This is a genomic window from Rothia sp. P6271, assembly GCF_048512995.1.
Taxonomy (GTDB): domain Bacteria; phylum Actinomycetota; class Actinomycetes; order Actinomycetales; family Micrococcaceae; genus Rothia.
This window is the reverse complement of record NZ_JBLXXV010000002.1, coordinates 128,830-144,243: the sequence shown is the minus strand read 5'-3', so window position 1 is coordinate 144,243 and position 15,414 is coordinate 128,830. Positions and strand designations below refer to the sequence as shown.

The 15,414-nt window shown below is 49.5% G+C and carries 17 protein-coding genes and 1 riboswitch; of the genes, 3 read left to right on the top strand and 14 right to left on the bottom strand.

Annotation, left to right across the window (positions count from 1 at the left end; genetic code table 11):
- Position 1: 1 nt before the first annotated feature.
- The gene (secD, locus tag ACN08X_RS03030; RefSeq protein ID WP_419101312.1) at positions 2 to 1,699 is read right to left on the bottom strand and encodes a protein translocase subunit SecD; all 1,698 of its coding nucleotides are present in this window, start codon (positions 1,697 to 1,699) and stop codon (positions 2 to 4) included.
- 458 nt (positions 1,700 to 2,157) lie between these two features.
- On the opposite strand from secD, the gene ACN08X_RS03025 reads away from it, so the two are divergent.
- Positions 2,158 to 2,373, top strand: a complete 216-nt coding sequence (locus ACN08X_RS03025; protein ID WP_419107853.1) for a hypothetical protein — start codon at positions 2,158 to 2,160, stop codon at positions 2,371 to 2,373.
- 137 nt (positions 2,374 to 2,510) lie between these two features.
- Positions 2,511 to 2,657 carry a hypothetical protein gene (locus ACN08X_RS03020; RefSeq protein ID WP_419103735.1) on the top strand — a complete coding sequence of 49 codons (147 nt, stop codon included), beginning with the start codon at positions 2,511 to 2,513 and terminating at the stop codon, positions 2,655 to 2,657.
- A 55-nt stretch (positions 2,658 to 2,712) separates the two neighbouring features.
- On the opposite strand, the gene ACN08X_RS03015 is transcribed toward ACN08X_RS03020, so the two are convergent.
- The 11 genes from ACN08X_RS03015 to thiO form a co-directional block, all read right to left on the bottom strand.
- Positions 2,713 to 2,805: a LysM peptidoglycan-binding domain-containing protein gene (locus tag ACN08X_RS03015; RefSeq protein ID WP_419105888.1), complete on the bottom strand. Its 93-nt coding sequence runs from the start codon at positions 2,803 to 2,805 to the stop codon at positions 2,713 to 2,715.
- 9 nt (positions 2,806 to 2,814) lie between these two features.
- On the bottom strand, positions 2,815 to 3,777 hold the full coding sequence (ruvB, locus tag ACN08X_RS03010) for a Holliday junction branch migration DNA helicase RuvB (protein WP_419107929.1): 963 nt from the start codon (positions 3,775 to 3,777) through the stop codon (positions 2,815 to 2,817).
- Positions 3,778 to 3,897: 120 nt separating this feature from the next.
- Positions 3,898 to 4,518: a Holliday junction branch migration protein RuvA gene (ruvA, locus tag ACN08X_RS03005; protein ID WP_419101316.1), complete on the bottom strand. Its 621-nt coding sequence runs from the start codon at positions 4,516 to 4,518 to the stop codon at positions 3,898 to 3,900.
- 27 nt (positions 4,519 to 4,545) lie between these two features.
- The gene (ruvC, locus tag ACN08X_RS03000; RefSeq protein ID WP_419107852.1) at positions 4,546 to 5,229 is read right to left on the bottom strand and encodes a crossover junction endodeoxyribonuclease RuvC; all 684 of its coding nucleotides are present in this window, start codon (positions 5,227 to 5,229) and stop codon (positions 4,546 to 4,548) included.
- Positions 5,230 to 5,245: 16 nt separating this feature from the next.
- Positions 5,246 to 6,004 carry a YebC/PmpR family DNA-binding transcriptional regulator gene (locus tag ACN08X_RS02995; RefSeq protein ID WP_419101318.1) on the bottom strand — a complete coding sequence of 253 codons (759 nt, stop codon included), beginning with the start codon at positions 6,002 to 6,004 and terminating at the stop codon, positions 5,246 to 5,248.
- A 98-nt stretch (positions 6,005 to 6,102) separates the two neighbouring features.
- Positions 6,103 to 6,825: a type 1 glutamine amidotransferase gene (locus ACN08X_RS02990; protein ID WP_419107851.1), complete on the bottom strand. Its 723-nt coding sequence runs from the start codon at positions 6,823 to 6,825 to the stop codon at positions 6,103 to 6,105.
- Complete coding sequence (locus ACN08X_RS02985) at positions 6,825 to 8,114, bottom strand: MurT ligase domain-containing protein (protein WP_419106032.1); 1,290 nt, start codon at positions 8,112 to 8,114, stop codon at positions 6,825 to 6,827. Before ACN08X_RS02985 ends, ACN08X_RS02990 begins: the two co-directional genes overlap by 1 nt.
- Positions 8,111 to 9,424: a ThiF family adenylyltransferase gene (locus ACN08X_RS02980; RefSeq protein WP_419107850.1), complete on the bottom strand. Its 1,314-nt coding sequence runs from the start codon at positions 9,422 to 9,424 to the stop codon at positions 8,111 to 8,113. Before ACN08X_RS02980 ends, ACN08X_RS02985 begins: the two co-directional genes overlap by 4 nt.
- The gene (locus ACN08X_RS02975) at positions 9,324 to 10,136 is read right to left on the bottom strand and encodes a thiazole synthase (protein WP_419101321.1); all 813 of its coding nucleotides are present in this window, start codon (positions 10,134 to 10,136) and stop codon (positions 9,324 to 9,326) included. The genes ACN08X_RS02980 and ACN08X_RS02975 overlap by 101 nt, the downstream gene beginning before the upstream one ends.
- Before the next feature lie 39 nt (positions 10,137 to 10,175).
- Positions 10,176 to 10,418 (bottom strand): sulfur carrier protein ThiS, encoded by a 243-nt coding sequence (thiS, locus tag ACN08X_RS02970; protein WP_419101322.1) that lies wholly within the window; start codon positions 10,416 to 10,418, stop codon positions 10,176 to 10,178.
- A 31-nt stretch (positions 10,419 to 10,449) separates the two neighbouring features.
- The gene (gene thiO, locus ACN08X_RS02965) at positions 10,450 to 11,709 is read right to left on the bottom strand and encodes a glycine oxidase ThiO (RefSeq protein ID WP_419107849.1); all 1,260 of its coding nucleotides are present in this window, start codon (positions 11,707 to 11,709) and stop codon (positions 10,450 to 10,452) included.
- Positions 11,703 to 11,840: riboswitch (TPP riboswitch) on the bottom strand. (Overlaps the previous gene by 7 nt.)
- Positions 11,841 to 11,884: 44 nt before the next feature.
- On the opposite strand from thiO, the gene thiE reads away from it, so the two are divergent.
- Positions 11,885 to 12,589: a thiamine phosphate synthase gene (gene thiE, locus ACN08X_RS02960; RefSeq protein WP_419107848.1), complete on the top strand. Its 705-nt coding sequence runs from the start codon at positions 11,885 to 11,887 to the stop codon at positions 12,587 to 12,589.
- A gap of 6 nt (positions 12,590 to 12,595) precedes the next feature.
- Here the strand turns inward: thiE and ACN08X_RS02955 are convergent, their stop codons facing one another.
- The gene (locus ACN08X_RS02955) at positions 12,596 to 13,159 is read right to left on the bottom strand and encodes an HIT family protein (protein ID WP_419101325.1); all 564 of its coding nucleotides are present in this window, start codon (positions 13,157 to 13,159) and stop codon (positions 12,596 to 12,598) included.
- 140 nt (positions 13,160 to 13,299) lie between these two features.
- The gene (locus ACN08X_RS02950; protein ID WP_419107847.1) at positions 13,300 to 15,357 is read right to left on the bottom strand and encodes a M3 family metallopeptidase; all 2,058 of its coding nucleotides are present in this window, start codon (positions 15,355 to 15,357) and stop codon (positions 13,300 to 13,302) included.
- Between the last annotated feature and the right edge of the window lie 57 nt (positions 15,358 to 15,414).

The following is a 15,414-nucleotide window of genomic DNA, read 5'->3' as shown; positions in this document are numbered from 1 at the left end:
ATTACCCCTCCTTCTGTGTGCTCTGAGAAGCCTCTACTTCTTGAGCGTTTTCTTGGGCGCGAGCAGCAGCTCGACGACGTTCAGCGATACTCATATGCTCAGATTCTTCTGCAGTGCGCAAACGACCAGCGCCTCGATATAACGGTGTAGCACCAAGGGCAACAGGATCTAGGCCAGAGAATCGTCCGCCCTCACCAAAGTATCTGGTGCGAGCAAGAAGCGTCAGAACAGGATGTGTAAAGAGGAACACAACGATGAGGTCGGCGATAGCGGTCAAACCTAAGGTGAAAGCAAATCCACGAACCGAGCCGACGGAGAAGATGTACAACACTACTGCTGCAAGGAGGTTGACTGCTTTAGAAGCAAGAATCGTGTGTTGAGCACGACGCCAGCCATGATCTACTGCAGCGGGGATAGTGCGACCCCCACGAATTTCATCACGGATACGTTCAAAGTACACGATGAAGGAGTCAGCAGTCTGCCCAACAGCGACGATTAAACCAGCAATACCGGCAAGGGAAAGACGATAGTTAATAGACCACCCAAGCAAAATAATTGCCAGATAAGAGATAACACCAGCAACAATCAGCGATGCAATTGTGACAAATCCTAGTAAGCGGTATTGGAAAAGTGAATAGACGAAGACCAATAGCAAACCGATGACACCAGCAAGTAGTCCCATCTTGAGCTGGTCAGAACCTAATGTTGCAGAAATCTGCTGTTCGGATTGAATGGTAAAGCTAATAGGTAGAGCCCCGTATTTGAGCTGCTGGGCAAGAGACTGTGCACTTTCTTCTGTGAAGTTACCGGTGATTTGCGGGTTACCGTCGGCAATCACTGCTTGAGCTACTGGTGAAGAAAGAACTGCGCCGTCGAGCATAATCGCAAAACGGGCACGTGGGTCTTGCTGGTTTTTTCCGTAGATTCCATAAAGACGAGTAGTGATGTCTTTAAACTTTTCGCGGGCCTTTTCATCAAAGTTGATGTTAACGCCCCATTGTCCCGTTGATACACCATTACTATTGGTCACTTGAGATGCTGTCGCATTCGCAATATCTGAACCGCTCAATTCGACAGGTCCAAGAATATATTTTTCATGCCCAGATACTGCACAAGCCACAATAGCTTGGTGAGGGTCTTGGTGTTCGGCGTTAGGACTTTTCCCGCTTGTGCAGTCAGTTGCTTCATATTCACGCCAGAGTTCTGGGGTGACCCACCGTATATCGGAACCGTCTGTTGCTTCGCCTTCGGGGTGGGGAAGTTTATCGTCAGCGAGTTTCTTCTCGTCTGTAACAGGCTCTGGAGAAGTCGAGTAAATTACTGCACGAAAATCCATTTGTGCAGAGGCTTGGATGAGCTCACGTGTTTTCTGATCAATGGTTCCTGGTACTGAAACAACAACATTACGCCCAGATTGGGTCGTCACTTCTGCTTCGGACACACCGGATCCGTCAACACGTTGACGGATAATTTCAACAGCTTGTTCTAGTTGTTCAGCAGAAACTGTTTGGTCTTGTGCCCCGTTGACTTTAGGCGCAAGAATCATTTGTGTTCCACCAGAGAGGTCTAAAGCAAATTTAGCTCGCCATGACCCTCCGTAGGATGTGCTAGCAAAGATTCCAGCACATAAAGCCACGACTATCACAGCCATGGCAATCAGCGCTCTACTCGCTTTAGCTCGTTGGCTTCGCTTAGCCATACCGCCCCTTTACTCTCCCGACCTACATGCGTTAACTTCTTGATACTCAGCAAACGATGTGCTCAACATATTTATTCGTATTTGGTAGAACTTTTCTTCTGATGGTGAGTATCTACAATGTTCGATAACTGTGCATGTCATCACTGAAACCAAGAGGTATTTATCAGAAAATACTTCTTGGCAGAAAAGTTTCCACGCTCTATCGTAGTTCACGAACGAATAATCCGCATAGGTTGATGAGTCTACAGGGCATAAATTCAGACATATTTATGAAGATATGGCACCATTCATCATTTGTAACTACTGGTGGATACAAACATATAGGAGCAAGGATGACAATATATCAACGCTTACCACAGTAGAGTGATGACTACATGATGACCACTACGACAGTGATCAAGGCACCCATACTCGTAGAAAATCAGCCATACTGTAGCTCATGATATTTTGGAGGAATCATGGAAAATCACGAAGGTAATAACATACCAGTTCTGTGGCAAATGTCCGATATTGCTGATTATGCAGGTTTTACTCGTAAGAATGTGAGTGTTCATATGAAGGCTCGCCCGTTAAAAGCTGATTTCGTGTTACCTAACGGTAAAGCACTTTATTTGCCTGAAAATGCGAAAGAGTGGATTGATTCTCAGCCAAAACGTGGGAGCTATCGGCGATAATATTTTTTATTGTCCCTTTTACCATCAAGAAGACTAAATAGAAAAGTAGGTAACAAAAACCCTCCCGCTCCTGAATAACCGAACTAATCAGGGGCGGGAGGGCGTTACCCCCGACTCTATCACAAAGGAAAAACATCATGACAGATAAACAAAAAATTGCATTATTTGCAACCATCGGCGCAGTAGCATTTCTCATCCCAGCCGTACTAGGTCACCCCTGGTATTTCCTCCTATCAGCCGTCATGGGAGGGGTCGCCTACACCGCCCTAAAAACCAACAAATAAAAAAGAGGCGGGGCTGAGCACCACACAAAAGTGATGCTCAGCCCCGCCTTATATATTAGCCAAGCTGAATAACAATAACCTGACCAACATCAATAACATCAGGATTAGCAATACCGTTAAGCTCAGTAAGGCAATTGGGTAAAACCACATATTTATCTTATGAGAGTTGTTCTGGAGGTTCTATCCCCAGATGCTCCCAAGCAGCTGAAAGCGCTACTCTGCCTCGGGGTGTACGACCAATCATCCCCTCACGGACAAGATAAGGTTCTGCGACCGTCTCTACTGTTTCAACTTCTTCGCCTACGGCAATAGCAAGAGTTGACAGCCCAACAGGACCACCACCAAACTTATGAATAAGAGATTCAAGGACGGAACGATCTAAGCGGTCAAGCCCCCGCGAGTCTACTTCATACATGTCAAGAGCTCGTCCAGCTTCTACGGCGCTGATATGAGGGATGTCGTGCACTAATGCCCAGTCTCGTACACGACGCAAAAGACGATTAGCGATACGAGGAGTGCCACGAGAACGTCCTGCAATTTCCGCAAAACCTTCAGCGCTAATATTCATATCCATAAGTCCAGCGGAACGGCGCAACACTTTTTCCAGTTCTTCTGTTGAGTAATACTCTAAGTGTCCGGTAAAACCGAATCTGTCTCGTAGAGGCCCCGGCAAAAGACCAGCCCGAGTAGTTGCCCCCACTAACGTAAACGGTGGAAGTTCCAGAGGAATAGACGTAGCGCCAGCACCTTTCCCGACCACAATATCCACACGAAAATCTTCCATCGCCATATACAGCATTTCTTCTGCTGGACGAGACATACGGTGTATCTCATCTAAGAATAAAACTTCACCGGGAGTCAAAGAAGAAAGAATAGCAGCCAAATCTCCGGAATGTTGGATGGCTGGCCCTGAGGTAATACGCAAGGGCGCGTCCATTTCTGCGGCAATAATCATCGACAAGGTTGTCTTTCCTAAACCGGGAGGTCCAGATAACAGCACATGGTCTGCTGACTTACCGCGCAGTTTTGATGCTTTGAGAAGTAGTGAGAGCTGCTGTCGGACACGTTGCTGACCTACAAAATCATCTAATGATTGGGGACGCAAAGCGGCTTCAATCATTTTTTCTTCAGGTTCTTCTTCTAACCCGACGAGCCGTTGCTCTCGATATTCAGGTTCTGTTGCGCGATGGTTCACCAAAGTATCCGTTCTTCATTCTTGAGGCGATAATGTTCGTGAGTGCTAATGACGGGTGCTGTGTTGTTGCCCTAATGTTGCGAGGACTTCTTTGAGGGCTTGTGGCACAGATAGCTTCTCAGGATGTGCACTCTTTTTTAGATACGACTCCACCGAACGTTCTGCGTCTTTTTCGCTCCACCCTAATCCTATGAGCGCTTCGAGAACGGGAGATTTCCATGCTATGCCAGTGTTAAGCGGTAGCTGATCGGTGTCGGAGTTCGCGTTGAGAATCAGCTTTCCGGCAAGTTCTAAAACAATTCTTCGAGCAGTTTTAGGGCCGACACCAGGAACTTTAGTGAACGCTTTATCGTCTCCTGTGGCAATAGCTCGTTCAATATCTTGGGCCGTATGCACCGACAATGCTGCTAAGGCGATACGCGGACCGATACCAGAAACTGATAGTAAAAGGTCAAAGGCTTCACGCTCAGCCGGTTCTAAGAAGCCGTAAAGAGTCATGGAATCTTCACGAACGATAAAGCTTGTTAAAAGAGTAGTTGTCTCCCCTTGCGAAAGCTGAGAGAGTGTTCGAGCTGGGGTATGTACCATCAGCCCCCAACCATTGACGTCAAGGATGAGGCTATTGAGGGAAATCTGAGTCACGGTTCCCGTGAGGGTGCTAATCATAATCTCTATCTTATTCGAATATATGTACTATTTCCATTGTCCTCGCCCACGACGAGCACTTTGAGCTTCTGCCGCTTTCCACGCTCTTTGGGCTGGGGTTAGCGTACCCATCTGAGGGCGAGGCCGCGAACCTTGATGAGTTTGCACACCAGCGCTCATATCAATACCAGAGCCGACCGTTGCACCACGCCACCCATGACAAATAGCAATAGCTAAAGCATCTGCGGCATCAGCAGGTTGAGGTAGCCTCTCTAATTTAAGGATACGCGTGACCATTCTTCCTACAGAAGCTTTATCTGCTTTACCGGAACCAGTTACAGCAGCTTTAACTTCTGAAGGAGTATGAAAATATACGGGAATGGAACGTGCAGCAGCGGCAGCAATCACAGCACCAGAAGCATGAGCCGTGCCAATCACCGTATTGACTTGCTCTTGCGCGAATACTCGTTCAATGGCTAAAGCATCTGGCTGATACACCTCTAGCCATTCTTCTGCTGCCTGAAAAACAGTGAAAATACGTTGGTCAAGTTTCTGGGCGGGGGCGCTTCCTGCCACACCAACTTTCACATAGCGGGCTTGGCGGTTAGCGGTCATGTCGATAACACCAAAACCGCACCGTGTCAGCCCTGGGTCTACTCCAAGAATACGGGCAGCGCCCGGAACTCGCGGAATATTCGCAAGTTTCGGGCGCTGTGTTGTGGATAGGGGCATTGTGCCTACTATCTCCTTAGTCTGCGTTAAGTTCTTCCATAACAGCTTCGTTAATATCGGCGTTAGAATAAACGTTCTGAACGTCGTCAAGTTCTTCAATAGCATCTGCTAGTTTAAGGAATTTGCGAGCACCTTCAGCGTCAATTTCGACATTCATGGTAGGACGGAAAACAGGGTCGTCATTGTTATATTCAAGTTCTGCTTCAGTCAGTGCTTGGCGGATGGCTGGAAGATCAGTTGCTTCTGATACGACAGTAAAAATATCGCCTTCATCAATAACTTCTTCAGCTCCAGCATCAAGTACTGCCATGAGGACGTCGTCTTCGGTAAGACCTTCGGTTTTGGTCACTTCGGCAACGCCTTTGCGTTCAAAGAGGAACGCTACAGATCCCTGATCGGCCATAGTGCCACCGTTGCGAGTAACGGCAGTACGAACTTCTGCTGCTGCACGGTTACGGTTATCGGTCAAACATTCAATATAAAGAGCTGTTCCTTGAGGTCCGCGGGCTTCATACATGATTTCGGTGTAGTCGATGGTTTCACCGGTGAGACCAGCACCACGTTTGATAGCACGGTCAATGTTGTCGTTAGGGACAGAGTTTTTCTTAGCTTTAGAAACAGCGAGGTCTAGTGCAGGGTTACCGGATACGTCTGCTCCACCCATACGAGCTGCAACTTCAATAGCTTTGATAAATTTGGCAAATGCTTTTGCACGTTTAGCGTCGATAGCTGCTTTTTTGTGCTTGGTTGTTGCCCATTTGGAGTGACCTGACATACGTTGTCTCCTTTTGTTGCTGTGCGCTGATGTGGCTCATCAGCGCAGGTTCTCTTTAGATACTAGGTTCTATTGTAAACAGTTTCAATGACACCGCATTAACGGGGTCGATTCATGGCGCTTTCACGTGCACGGTCAATAGTCGTGTCATCTATTGTTTGAGGAATAAATTCCCCATATTTTTTCTTGGCAGCTTCTGCAATTAAGAAGTCAGAGACGGCAGGGTTCTTCGGCAAGAGTGAGCCGTGTAGATAGGTGCCGATGACATTGTATTTGCGAGCGCCTTCGGTGGTGTCGGTGGTGTTGTTTCCTTCGCCTTTGGTGACGGTGGCTAGGGGGCGGGTGCCGTCGGAGAGTGTGGTGATTCCGGAGTGGTTTTCGTATCCGATGAGTGTTCCGAATTCTTCGGATTCTTCGACGATATTTCCAATCAGTCGTTCTTCTCCGCCGATTGTGATGGCGTCAAAGATGCCGATGCCTTGGAGTGTTTCTCCTTGGTTGGTGCGGAATTCTTGTCCGAAGAGTTGGTAGAGTCCGCAGATGACGAGCATGGGTTTGCCGTTTTCTGCGAGTTCTTTGAGTTTGGGGGCGATGGCGTGAAGGTCCTCTTGGATGATGCTTTGTCCGGAGTCTTGTCCGCCTCCGCCGAGGATGATGTCGGGGTTTTCGGGGAAGGTGTCGGAGGGGTTGTAGTCGATGATTTCGGGGGTGTATCCGTGGGCTTTTGCTCTACGTGCTAGGGCGAGGGTGTTGCCCCAGTCTCCATAGATGTTCATATCTTGTGGGTAGAGTTGGACGATGGTGAGTGTTTTGTTGCTCATTAGGAGATGTCCTCTACGTTGGTGATTTTGGAGAGTTCTTTGCGGATGGCAAGCATTGCGGTGTAGGTGCAGAAGATGCGCATGGGTTTGCCGTGGGAGTTTTTGATGAAGTGTTCTAGTGCTTCGGTGAGGTTTTCTTCGACGTGTTCGGTGGTGATTTCGTCGTGTTCTAGGCGTAGTGCCATATCCCATGCGCGGGTTCCGGAGACGGTATTGACTCCAGTTTTTTGTAAAGTATGGAAGTCTACGTCCCAGAGCCATGAGACGTCTCTGCCGTCTGCGTATTGGTCGTTGATGGTAATCATGGTTGCGTAGTCTTGTGCGTCTGCGCTGGCGAGGGAGAGTCTAAATCCTGAGGGGTTTTTGACGAGTAGTAGTTGTAGTGTTTGGCCGTTGATGGTGAGGGTTTCGCCTCGTCCAAAAGCGGGTGTGATGTGTTGGAGTTCTTCGATGAGTTTTTCTTCGTTGAGGTTTTCTCCCATGACCGCTTGGGTGAGTGCCATTGCTGCGGCGGCGTTGTAGATGTTGTAGACGCCGTAGAGGTTGATTTTTCCTTGTGCGGTGTGTCCGTTGAGGGTGAATGTTGCGTTGGTTCCGTTGAAGTCGTTGAGGGTGACGGTGGCTTCTGGGAGGTTTTCTTTAGTGCTGGTGCGTTGTTGCGAGCGCATTTCGTCGTCGGAGGGGAACATGGTTCGGAGTTTTTGGCTGAGTCCGAAATAGTTGGTGTGTGTTCCTGTTTTAATGTGTTCTGCGATGCTGAGGATGCGTGGGTCTTCTCGGTTGAGTACGACGGTGTTGGTGGTTGCTTCTGCTACGGTGGTGAGCATTTTTCGGGTGGTGTCGATTTCACCGAAGCGGTCGAGTTGGTCGCGTAGGACGTTGAGTAGTAGTGCGTAGTGTGGTTTGACTTTTTTGACGAAGTGTACGGCGTGGGCTTCGTCGAGTTCGAGGACGGCGATGTCTGCGTCGAGTTTTCCGGTGAGGCTCATTTCTGCGAGGAGTGAGGCGGCAACTCCTCGAACGAAGTTTGATCCTGTTTTGTTGGTGAAGACTTTGAGCCCTTGGGCTTGGAGTAGTTGGACCACCATTTTTGTGGTGGTGGTTTTTCCGTTGGTTCCAGAGACGACGACTACGCCGTGAGGTAGTTTTGCGAGTTCTTCGGGGACGAAGTTGGGGTGTAGTTTTTCCATGACGAGTCCGGGGAATGCGGATCCGCCTCCGCGGAGTTTGGTGGCGTAGCGTACGCCTTGGCCGATGAGTCGTGTTATGGGTCTAGACATGTTTTTTATTTTATAGGTGTTTGGTTGAATCCTCCGGTAAGGGATAGGGCTGTTATGTGTGGTTGTTGTTTTTTGAGGGTGTGGACGATGAGTGCTGAGCGTTTTCCGCTGGCGCAGTAGAACACTGGTGTGGTGTTGTTTTTGAGGTGTTTGGTGAGGGTGTTGTTGATGTTTTCTAGGGGGTTTGGAGTGTTGTTGATGAGGGTGAGGAGTTCTTGGTGTGGGATGTGTGCGTGGTCTTGGTAGTGTCCGTTGTTACGTTCGTGGTGTTCGCGTACGTCGATGAGTGTGTAGTGTTCGGGGTGTTGGTTGATTTCGTGGAGTGTGATTTCGGGGACGTTGAGGGGTTGTGGTGTTGATTGTTGTATTTGTTGGAGTGTTTCGGTCAGTGGTGTGGGTGTGCGGTGTGGGTCGGGTGTGATGTTGAGGGTTTTGGTGGTGTGTGTTCGGCTGTTGTACATCCAGAGTTTTCCTAGGAGTGGTTCGGGTACTCCGGTAATGAGTTTGATGGCTTCGGTGGCCATGATGGAGCCGATGGTTCCGCAGAGGGATCCGAGTACTCCTGATTGTGCGCAGGTAGGGATGGAGTCTGCTGCTGGTATTTGTGGGTAGAGGTCTCGGAGGGTGGTTCCTTGGGTGTGTTGGGTGGTGTTGAGGTGTTTGGGGTGTGCCCAGAAGAGTGAGATTTGTGCGGTGTATTGGGAGATACTCCCCCAAATGAGTGGTTTGTTGAGGTGTTCGCAGATGTCGTTGGTGAGGTATTTGGTGGCAAAGTTGTCGGATCCGTCGATGATGAGGTCGTAGTTTTTGATGATGTATTCGGCGTTGTCTGCGTTGAGTTTTTCGTGGTAGGTGTGGACGTTGGTGTGTGGGTTGAGTTCGTGGATGCGTTGTTGTGCGGAGTGTGTTTTGGGCGTGTTGATGGTGTTGTTGTTGTGGATGATTTGGCGTTGGAGGTTGCTGTATTCGACGGTGTCGTGGTCGATGATGCCGAGGGTTCCGACTCCTGCTGCGCTGAGGTAGAGCAGTAGGGGTGAGCCGAGTCCTCCGGCTCCGATGCTGAGGACTTTTGCGTTGGCGAGTCGTCGTTGTCCTTCTTCTCCGATACCGGGCAGGGTGAAGTGTCGCCCGTAGCGGAGTTGTTCTTGTGTGCTGAGTTGTTTTTTTGGTGTGGTCAGTGGTGCCAGTGGCATGGTTGGGGTGCTTTCTTCGTTGAGGTTAGGTGGTGAGGTCTTCTTGGGTGGGTGCTCCGGTGAGGATTCGTCCTTCGGTTGGTGATGAGGCCTGCGCGTGGGTTCGGGTGGGGATGCGTCCAGCATGGTAGGCGTGGTATCCGGCGTGTACTGCGTATTTCATGGCTTCTGCCATTGCTACGGGGTTTTGGGCTCGGGTGACGGCTGAGGCGAGGAGGACAGCATCGCAGCCTAGTTCCATTGCTTGTGTTGCTTGGCTGGCTGTTCCGATGCCGGCGTCGATGATGACGGGAACGTCTAGTTCGCTGGTGATGAGTTGGATGTTGTGTGGGTTGAGTATTCCTAGTCCTGTGCCGATGGGTGCGCCGAGGGGCATGACGGCGCTGGCGCCTGCATTTTGTAGGTGTCGTGCGGTGATGGGGTCGTCGTTGGTGTAGGCGAATACGGTAAAGCCTCGTTCGGCGAGTGTTTCGGTGGCTTCGATGAGTTCGTAGGTGTCGGGTAGGAGTGTTGTTTCGTCTGCGATGACTTCTAACTTAATCCAGTGTGTTTGGAGTGCTTCTCGGGCAAGTTCTGCGGTTAGTAGTGCGTCTTTTGCGGTGTAGCAGCCTGCGGTGTTCGGCAGAATTTTGATGTTGTTGCGTTTCAGAATGGAGTAGAGAGATTCTTTTCCGCTGGGGTTGTATCGTCGCATGGCGACGGTGGTCAGTTCTGTTCCTGAGCTGAGGAGTGCTTCTTCGAGGTGTTGTAGTGAGGTGATTCCTCCGGTGCCCATGATGAGTCGTGAGTTGAGGTCTACTCCGTCGATGTTCAGTGGTGGAATGTTTGTTGGTGTCATGTTCTTTTTATCTCGAGTTTGTTGTTTGTGCTGGTGGTGTTATCCGCCTTGTACGGCGGTGATGATTTCTAGCCTGTCATGGTGGTTTGCGGTGGTGTGTGCCCATTGGTTGCGTGGTAGTACGGTGTCGTTGAGTGCTACGGCGATGCCAAGGGGTGTTCCGTCTTGGGCGTTTCCTTGGTCGTTGAGGGCGGTGTTGATGGTGTCTTCGACGAGTTTTTTGATGGTTTGTGGTGTCGTATAGGTGTGTTCTGCACCGTTAATTGTGAGGGTGATGTTCATTGGGGTTTTCCTCTGTTGGTTTAGGGTTTTGTTAGGTTGGCGTGAAGCGTTGTGGACGGCAAGCGTAGAGGTCTTTTCTGTCGTCTTCGGTGAGGGTTTCGGTGATGAGGTGTTCTACGAGTTCTGCTGCTCGTGTTGAAAGCAGTATTCCGTGACGGAAGTAGCCGTTTGAGAGGATGAGGTTTTTGAGTGCTTTACCGTGGTGTTCGATTGTGCCGATGAGGGGCAGGTCGTCGGGTGTTCCGGGGCGTGCTCGTGAGATTATTTCGTAGAGTTCGAGTTCTGTGATGGCGGGGATAAGTTCTCTTGCATCACGTAGTAGTTGGTATATTCCGCCAGCGTTGATACCGGGCATATGGTCTTCACGTGATGTTGCACCGATAACGACGGTGTTGTCTTCACGGGGAACGATGTAAACAGGTTGGGAACGGACGATACCGCGAATTGTTGAGGTGATGAAGGGGCGCTGGTTTTCAGGTACGCGGAGACGAAGCACATCACCGTAGACGGGCCGTAAAGGGAGTTCTTTGAGCGCCGGTATGCCTTGAAGTTCTAAGGTTCCGAGGCCGTTAGCGACGATGATATATGTTGCGTGGAGTTCTCCGGTGTGCTGTTGCCCTGTCGTGGGGTTTTGGTATTCCCAGTAGATGCTGCGGGCGTGTGTTTGGTCTGCGTCGAGAAGAATTTTTTGGGCTCTCACAGGGTAGAGCTGTTCGTGTAAGAGGTGTATGAGCCCTTGGCAGTACCAGCGCGGGTTAATCTGGTGGTCGCCGGCTATTTCCACGACTCCTGCAAGACGCGATGAGAGGCTTGGTTCTTGAGAACGAGCTTTTCGGATGGATATTTTTTGGGTTTCTAAACCTAGCTCTTGTTGATATTGTTGGAGGTCTTCTAGAGCATTTTTATCAGCATGATCGTAGGCGCATACGAGGGTTTTTGTTTCTTGTCTACCGACATGAATACCGGATTCTTCTTGAATATGTTGTGCAAATGATGGGTATAGTTGCGCTGCCCGTTTCATCAGTTGAACTAATGGTTCTTGGCGAAATTGTGTTTCAGATGCTGGGGCAAGCATTCCGGCGGCTGCTCGTGTTGCTTCTGAAGCGGGTTGTGGGTCTAAGATAGCAACGCTATACCCTATTTTTTGGAGACGGTACGCGGTCGATAATCCGATAATTCCTGCACCGATGACTGCAATATCTACTGTTGAGGGTGGTTCTTTGGATAGTTCGGGTATATATTGATGAATAGTTGAATCTTCATCGTGCGGGTTAAACAACGTCGCACCCATGACGAACACTTCCTTCCGGCGGCATAACCCGCATCAAGTAAGACGGTCGGCTCTCTTAGCCCTCTCAGCGTCGTGAAGATATATCTACTGTGATATGGTGCGATATATCTGACGCTCCCGTAGGTCACTCTAAGTATAAGCCTCAATCTTTTTGATACAAGGAGACCTCAAAACTATGTCCGTTTATGAACAACAGCCTTTCGCCACTTCTTTCGTGGATTCTTCTTCAACGCTTCGTCGCGAGCGCCTTGAAAAGCTTCAAAAAGCACGCTTGTACTTGTGTACGGATGCGCGTTTATCTCGTGGAGATTTAGAGTCTTTTCTGGATGAAGCCTATAGTGGCGGTGTCGATATTATTCAGCTGCGTGATAAGAAGATTTCTGTGCAACAGGAGCTAGCAGCTTTAGAGGTTCTCAAAAAGGTGGCACGTCGTCACGATAAGCTTTTTGCGGTCAATGACCGTGCTGATGTTGCTGCTCTTATGGGTGCTGATATTTTTCATCGAGGTCAAGACGATCTTTCTGCGGTGCAGGCGCGCAGGTTGTTAGGTGCCGATGTTCTTGTAGGTGCTTCAACACATGGGGTGTCTCAGGGGCAGGAGGCTGCTGTCGATAAAAATATTGATTATTTTGCGTGTGGGCCGGTGTGGCCGACGCCGACGAAGCCGGGGCGTGCAGCAACAGGCGTGGAGTATCTTGAGCAGGTTGCTCAGTTTGCCGGTCAGAAACCGTGGTTTGCTATTGGTGGCGTTAACGTGGATACGGTGTCAGAGGTTTGTCAGGCAGGTGCCTCACGTATTGTTGTGGTGCGTGCTTTAACCGAAGCTGCTGATGTTCGTAGCGCAGCAAAACAGCTGAAGGGTGCGTTAGAAGTTGTTTAGCCTTCTCTAAAGAGTTTTGGCTGTCGTTGAAAGGTATTCTTCCCACCCTTGTTTTACGAGAGTGTGTATCTGTCCTAGTGTCTGTGACATGGTTTTTGTGTGGGCGATAATCGGTAAGAAATTGGTGTCGCCGGACCATCGTGGGAGGATATGCTGGTGTAGGTGATCGGCTATTCCGGCTCCCCCAATTTTGCCTTGGTTCATCCCAATGTTGAATCCGTCTGTTTTGCTGACTTGACGTAGCACACGCATCGCTTGTTGGGTGAGAATCCCTATTTCGGTTAGTTCTTCGACGGTTGCGTCATCGTAATATGGGATATGCCGGTAGGGCAGAATCAGCAGGTGCCCTGGGTTATATGGGTAGAGGTTTAAGATGGCGTATGCGTATTTACCTCGATGAACAATCAGAGATTCTTCGTCGGAGCGTTCGGGAGCACTACAAAAGGGGCACGTCTGTTCTTGGTAGTCTTTTTGCCCTCCGCTGACGTATGCCTTACGGTGAGGTGTCCAAAGCCGTTGGAAAGCATCTGGGACTTGTGGCAGTTCAAAGCTATCGGTGGTGTACTCCATGGTCTTTAGTGTACCTGTAGGCTCATACGCTCTATGTGAATGTTGCTAAAAGATTCTTGTGGATGCTACCGGATAAGTCTTTTCCGGTAGCATCCACACAGATTATACGAGTGTGATACTCCTAGCAGAATAGGTTCTAACTATTCTTCAAGTAGTCCACGTCGACGTAATAATGGTTCAATTCGTGGGTCTCGTCCTCGTAACTGTCGGAAGGACTCTGCCGGGTCTTGGCTATTTCCTGTTGCGAGAATAGCGTTTTTGAAGGTTTCACCGTTGTGGCGGGTTGCTCCCCCGGATTCTTCAAACCAATCAACAGTTTCTGCGTCCATCATCTCGGAGTAGATGTAAGCATAGTATCCGGCGGCGTATCCTCCACCAAAGATGTGTTTGAACATTCCGGTAAGGTAGCGCGGAGATACTGGGTATTGGTCGAAGCCATAACGTTTGAGCACTTCATCTTCAAAGGCTTTAGCATCTTCACAACTGTCGATGAGCCCGTCTTCAATGCTGCGGGTGTGCCATGCCATATCGAGGAGGGCGGCTCCTAGATATTCGCTGGTGGCAAATCCTTCTCCCCACTGTTCGCTAGCGCGTAGCGCATCAATATGTTCTTGTGGGAGTGTTTCTCCTGTATCAATATGGCGTGCGTAGTTCCCTACTACTGCTGGGTGGAACATCCACATCTCATTAACTTGTGAGGGATATTCAACAAAGTCACGGGGAACGTTCGTACCAGCAACAGAAGGATACTTAGCGGTACTTAACAAGGAATGTAGTGCGTGGCCAAATTCGTGGAAAAGTGTCCGTACATTATCAAGGGTTAATAATGCCGGCGTACCTTCAGCAGGTTCTGCAATGTTGAGGGTGTTGAGCACTACTGGCACTTGTTGGATGCGTTCATCACGTGGTACGAGGTCGTTCATCCATGCTCCACCTTGTTTGGTGGCGCGAGCATACGGGTCAAGAGCAAAAATACCGATAAGAGTGCCGTTCTCGTCTTTGACGTCCCACACCCGCATATCAGGGTAATAACTCGATAGTTCGGGGTGTTCGGTGAAGCTGATTCCGTAAAGAGTTTCGGCGGCGTAGAAGACGCCTCGTTCTACTACAGAGTTAAGCTCAAAGTAGGGTCGTAGAGCTTGTATATCGACACGATATTTTTCTTCTGCCACACGTTTGAGGTAGTAAGGTACGTCAGCAGCATGGATGTCTTCAACAGGCACTCCCGCAACTTCTGCCATGGTTTCTAGTTCTTTACGGAAGTTTGCTAATGCTTGTGGCAACATTTTTTCAAGCATCGCTAATGCTTCATCAGATTTTTGTGCCACAGCTCGGCGAATGGTCAGTTCTGCGTGGTTCTTTGCTCCGAAGAGTGCTGCTCGTTGCGCTCGCAGGTATGACATTTTTGCGCCAGTTTGGATGGTTTGTGGTGTATCTGCGCTACCGGCATCGCGAGTGTGTGCTCGTCCACGGTTGATGGAGTTTGCATAATATTTTTCGCGGGTCGCGGGGTTCTCTAGTGATTCAAGAAGTGCCGGTGCTGCAAAGAGATCTTGAGGTAGAAGGAACGCTCCTTCGTGTCCGTTCTTTGCGGCGTTGAGGGCAAGACGTTCTCGGGTGCTTTCGTCGAGTCCTGCAAGTTCTTCTTCGTCGTGAATGAGAAGTGCTGCTTGTTGCGCTCCGGTCAGCAGTGCTTTAGAGAATTCTGCACTCAGTTTTGCTAGTTCGGCGTCGAGTGCTGCGAGCTGTTGTTGTGCATCTTTGCTGAGGTATGCTCCTGCGTCGGTGAATGTTTCTTTCCAGAGCTTGAGCACTCGTTGTTGTGCCGAGGTGAGGTTTTGCTCTTCGACGTTGGCGATGCGAGTAGCAAGAGGCTCGTTATTCGCCATGGCGGTTGTGTGTTCGGCGAGTTTGGGTTCCCAGTATTCGCTGAGTTCTAGTATTTCTGGTGTTCCCATAGAGGACAGGTACGTGTAGTAGATGCCTGTTGCTCGTGAGAATTCTCGGTAGCTGTCTTCTAACGGTTCAATAGTATTTGCAAAGGTTGGGGTTTCGCTATTTGCACAGATGTTGTTCCACGCAAGTTTTTGAGCCTGTACGGCTTCTTCTAACGCTTGGTGTATGTCATAGCTGGTGGTGGAGGCTAGTTGTGGGTATCCCCCGATATCTGATGATGCTTGCAATAGTTTATGTGTCATAGTTCTCTATTTTAGCGGTGGTTTTTTCCTCCTGTCTGCTGTGTTAAAGCAAACTGT

Bases quoted from the DNA above. Each gene is read 5' to 3' on its own strand.
- secD (WP_419101312.1), bottom strand. From the start codon at position 1,699: ATGGCTAAGCGAAGCCAACGAGCTAAAGCGAGTAGAGCGCTGATTGCC.
- ACN08X_RS03025 (WP_419107853.1), top strand. From the start codon at position 2,158: ATGGAAAATCACGAAGGTAATAACATACCAGTTCTGTGGCAAATGTCC.
- ACN08X_RS03020 (WP_419103735.1), top strand. From the start codon at position 2,511: ATGACAGATAAACAAAAAATTGCATTATTTGCAACCATCGGCGCAGTA.
- ruvB (WP_419107929.1), bottom strand. From the start codon at position 3,777: ATGATTGAAGCCGCTTTGCGTCCCCAATCATTAGATGATTTTGTAGGT.
- ruvA (WP_419101316.1), bottom strand. From the start codon at position 4,518: ATGATTAGCACCCTCACGGGAACCGTGACTCAGATTTCCCTCAATAGC.
- ruvC (WP_419107852.1), bottom strand. From the start codon at position 5,229: ATGCCCCTATCCACAACACAGCGCCCGAAACTTGCGAATATTCCGCGA.
- ACN08X_RS02995 (WP_419101318.1), bottom strand. From the start codon at position 6,004: ATGTCAGGTCACTCCAAATGGGCAACAACCAAGCACAAAAAAGCAGCT.
- ACN08X_RS02990 (WP_419107851.1), bottom strand. From the start codon at position 6,825: ATGAGCAACAAAACACTCACCATCGTCCAACTCTACCCACAAGATATG.
- ACN08X_RS02980 (WP_419107850.1), bottom strand. From the start codon at position 9,424: ATGCTGGACGCATCCCCACCCGAACCCACGCGCAGGCCTCATCACCAA.
- ACN08X_RS02975 (WP_419101321.1), bottom strand. From the start codon at position 10,136: ATGACACCAACAAACATTCCACCACTGAACATCGACGGAGTAGACCTC.
- thiS (WP_419101322.1), bottom strand. From the start codon at position 10,418: ATGAACATCACCCTCACAATTAACGGTGCAGAACACACCTATACGACA.
- thiO (WP_419107849.1), bottom strand. From the start codon at position 11,709: ATGGGTGCGACGTTGTTTAACCCGCACGATGAAGATTCAACTATTCAT.
- thiE (WP_419107848.1), top strand. From the start codon at position 11,885: ATGTCCGTTTATGAACAACAGCCTTTCGCCACTTCTTTCGTGGATTCT.
- ACN08X_RS02955 (WP_419101325.1), bottom strand. From the start codon at position 13,159: ATGGAGTACACCACCGATAGCTTTGAACTGCCACAAGTCCCAGATGCT.
- ACN08X_RS02950 (WP_419107847.1), bottom strand. From the start codon at position 15,357: ATGACACATAAACTATTGCAAGCATCATCAGATATCGGGGGATACCCA.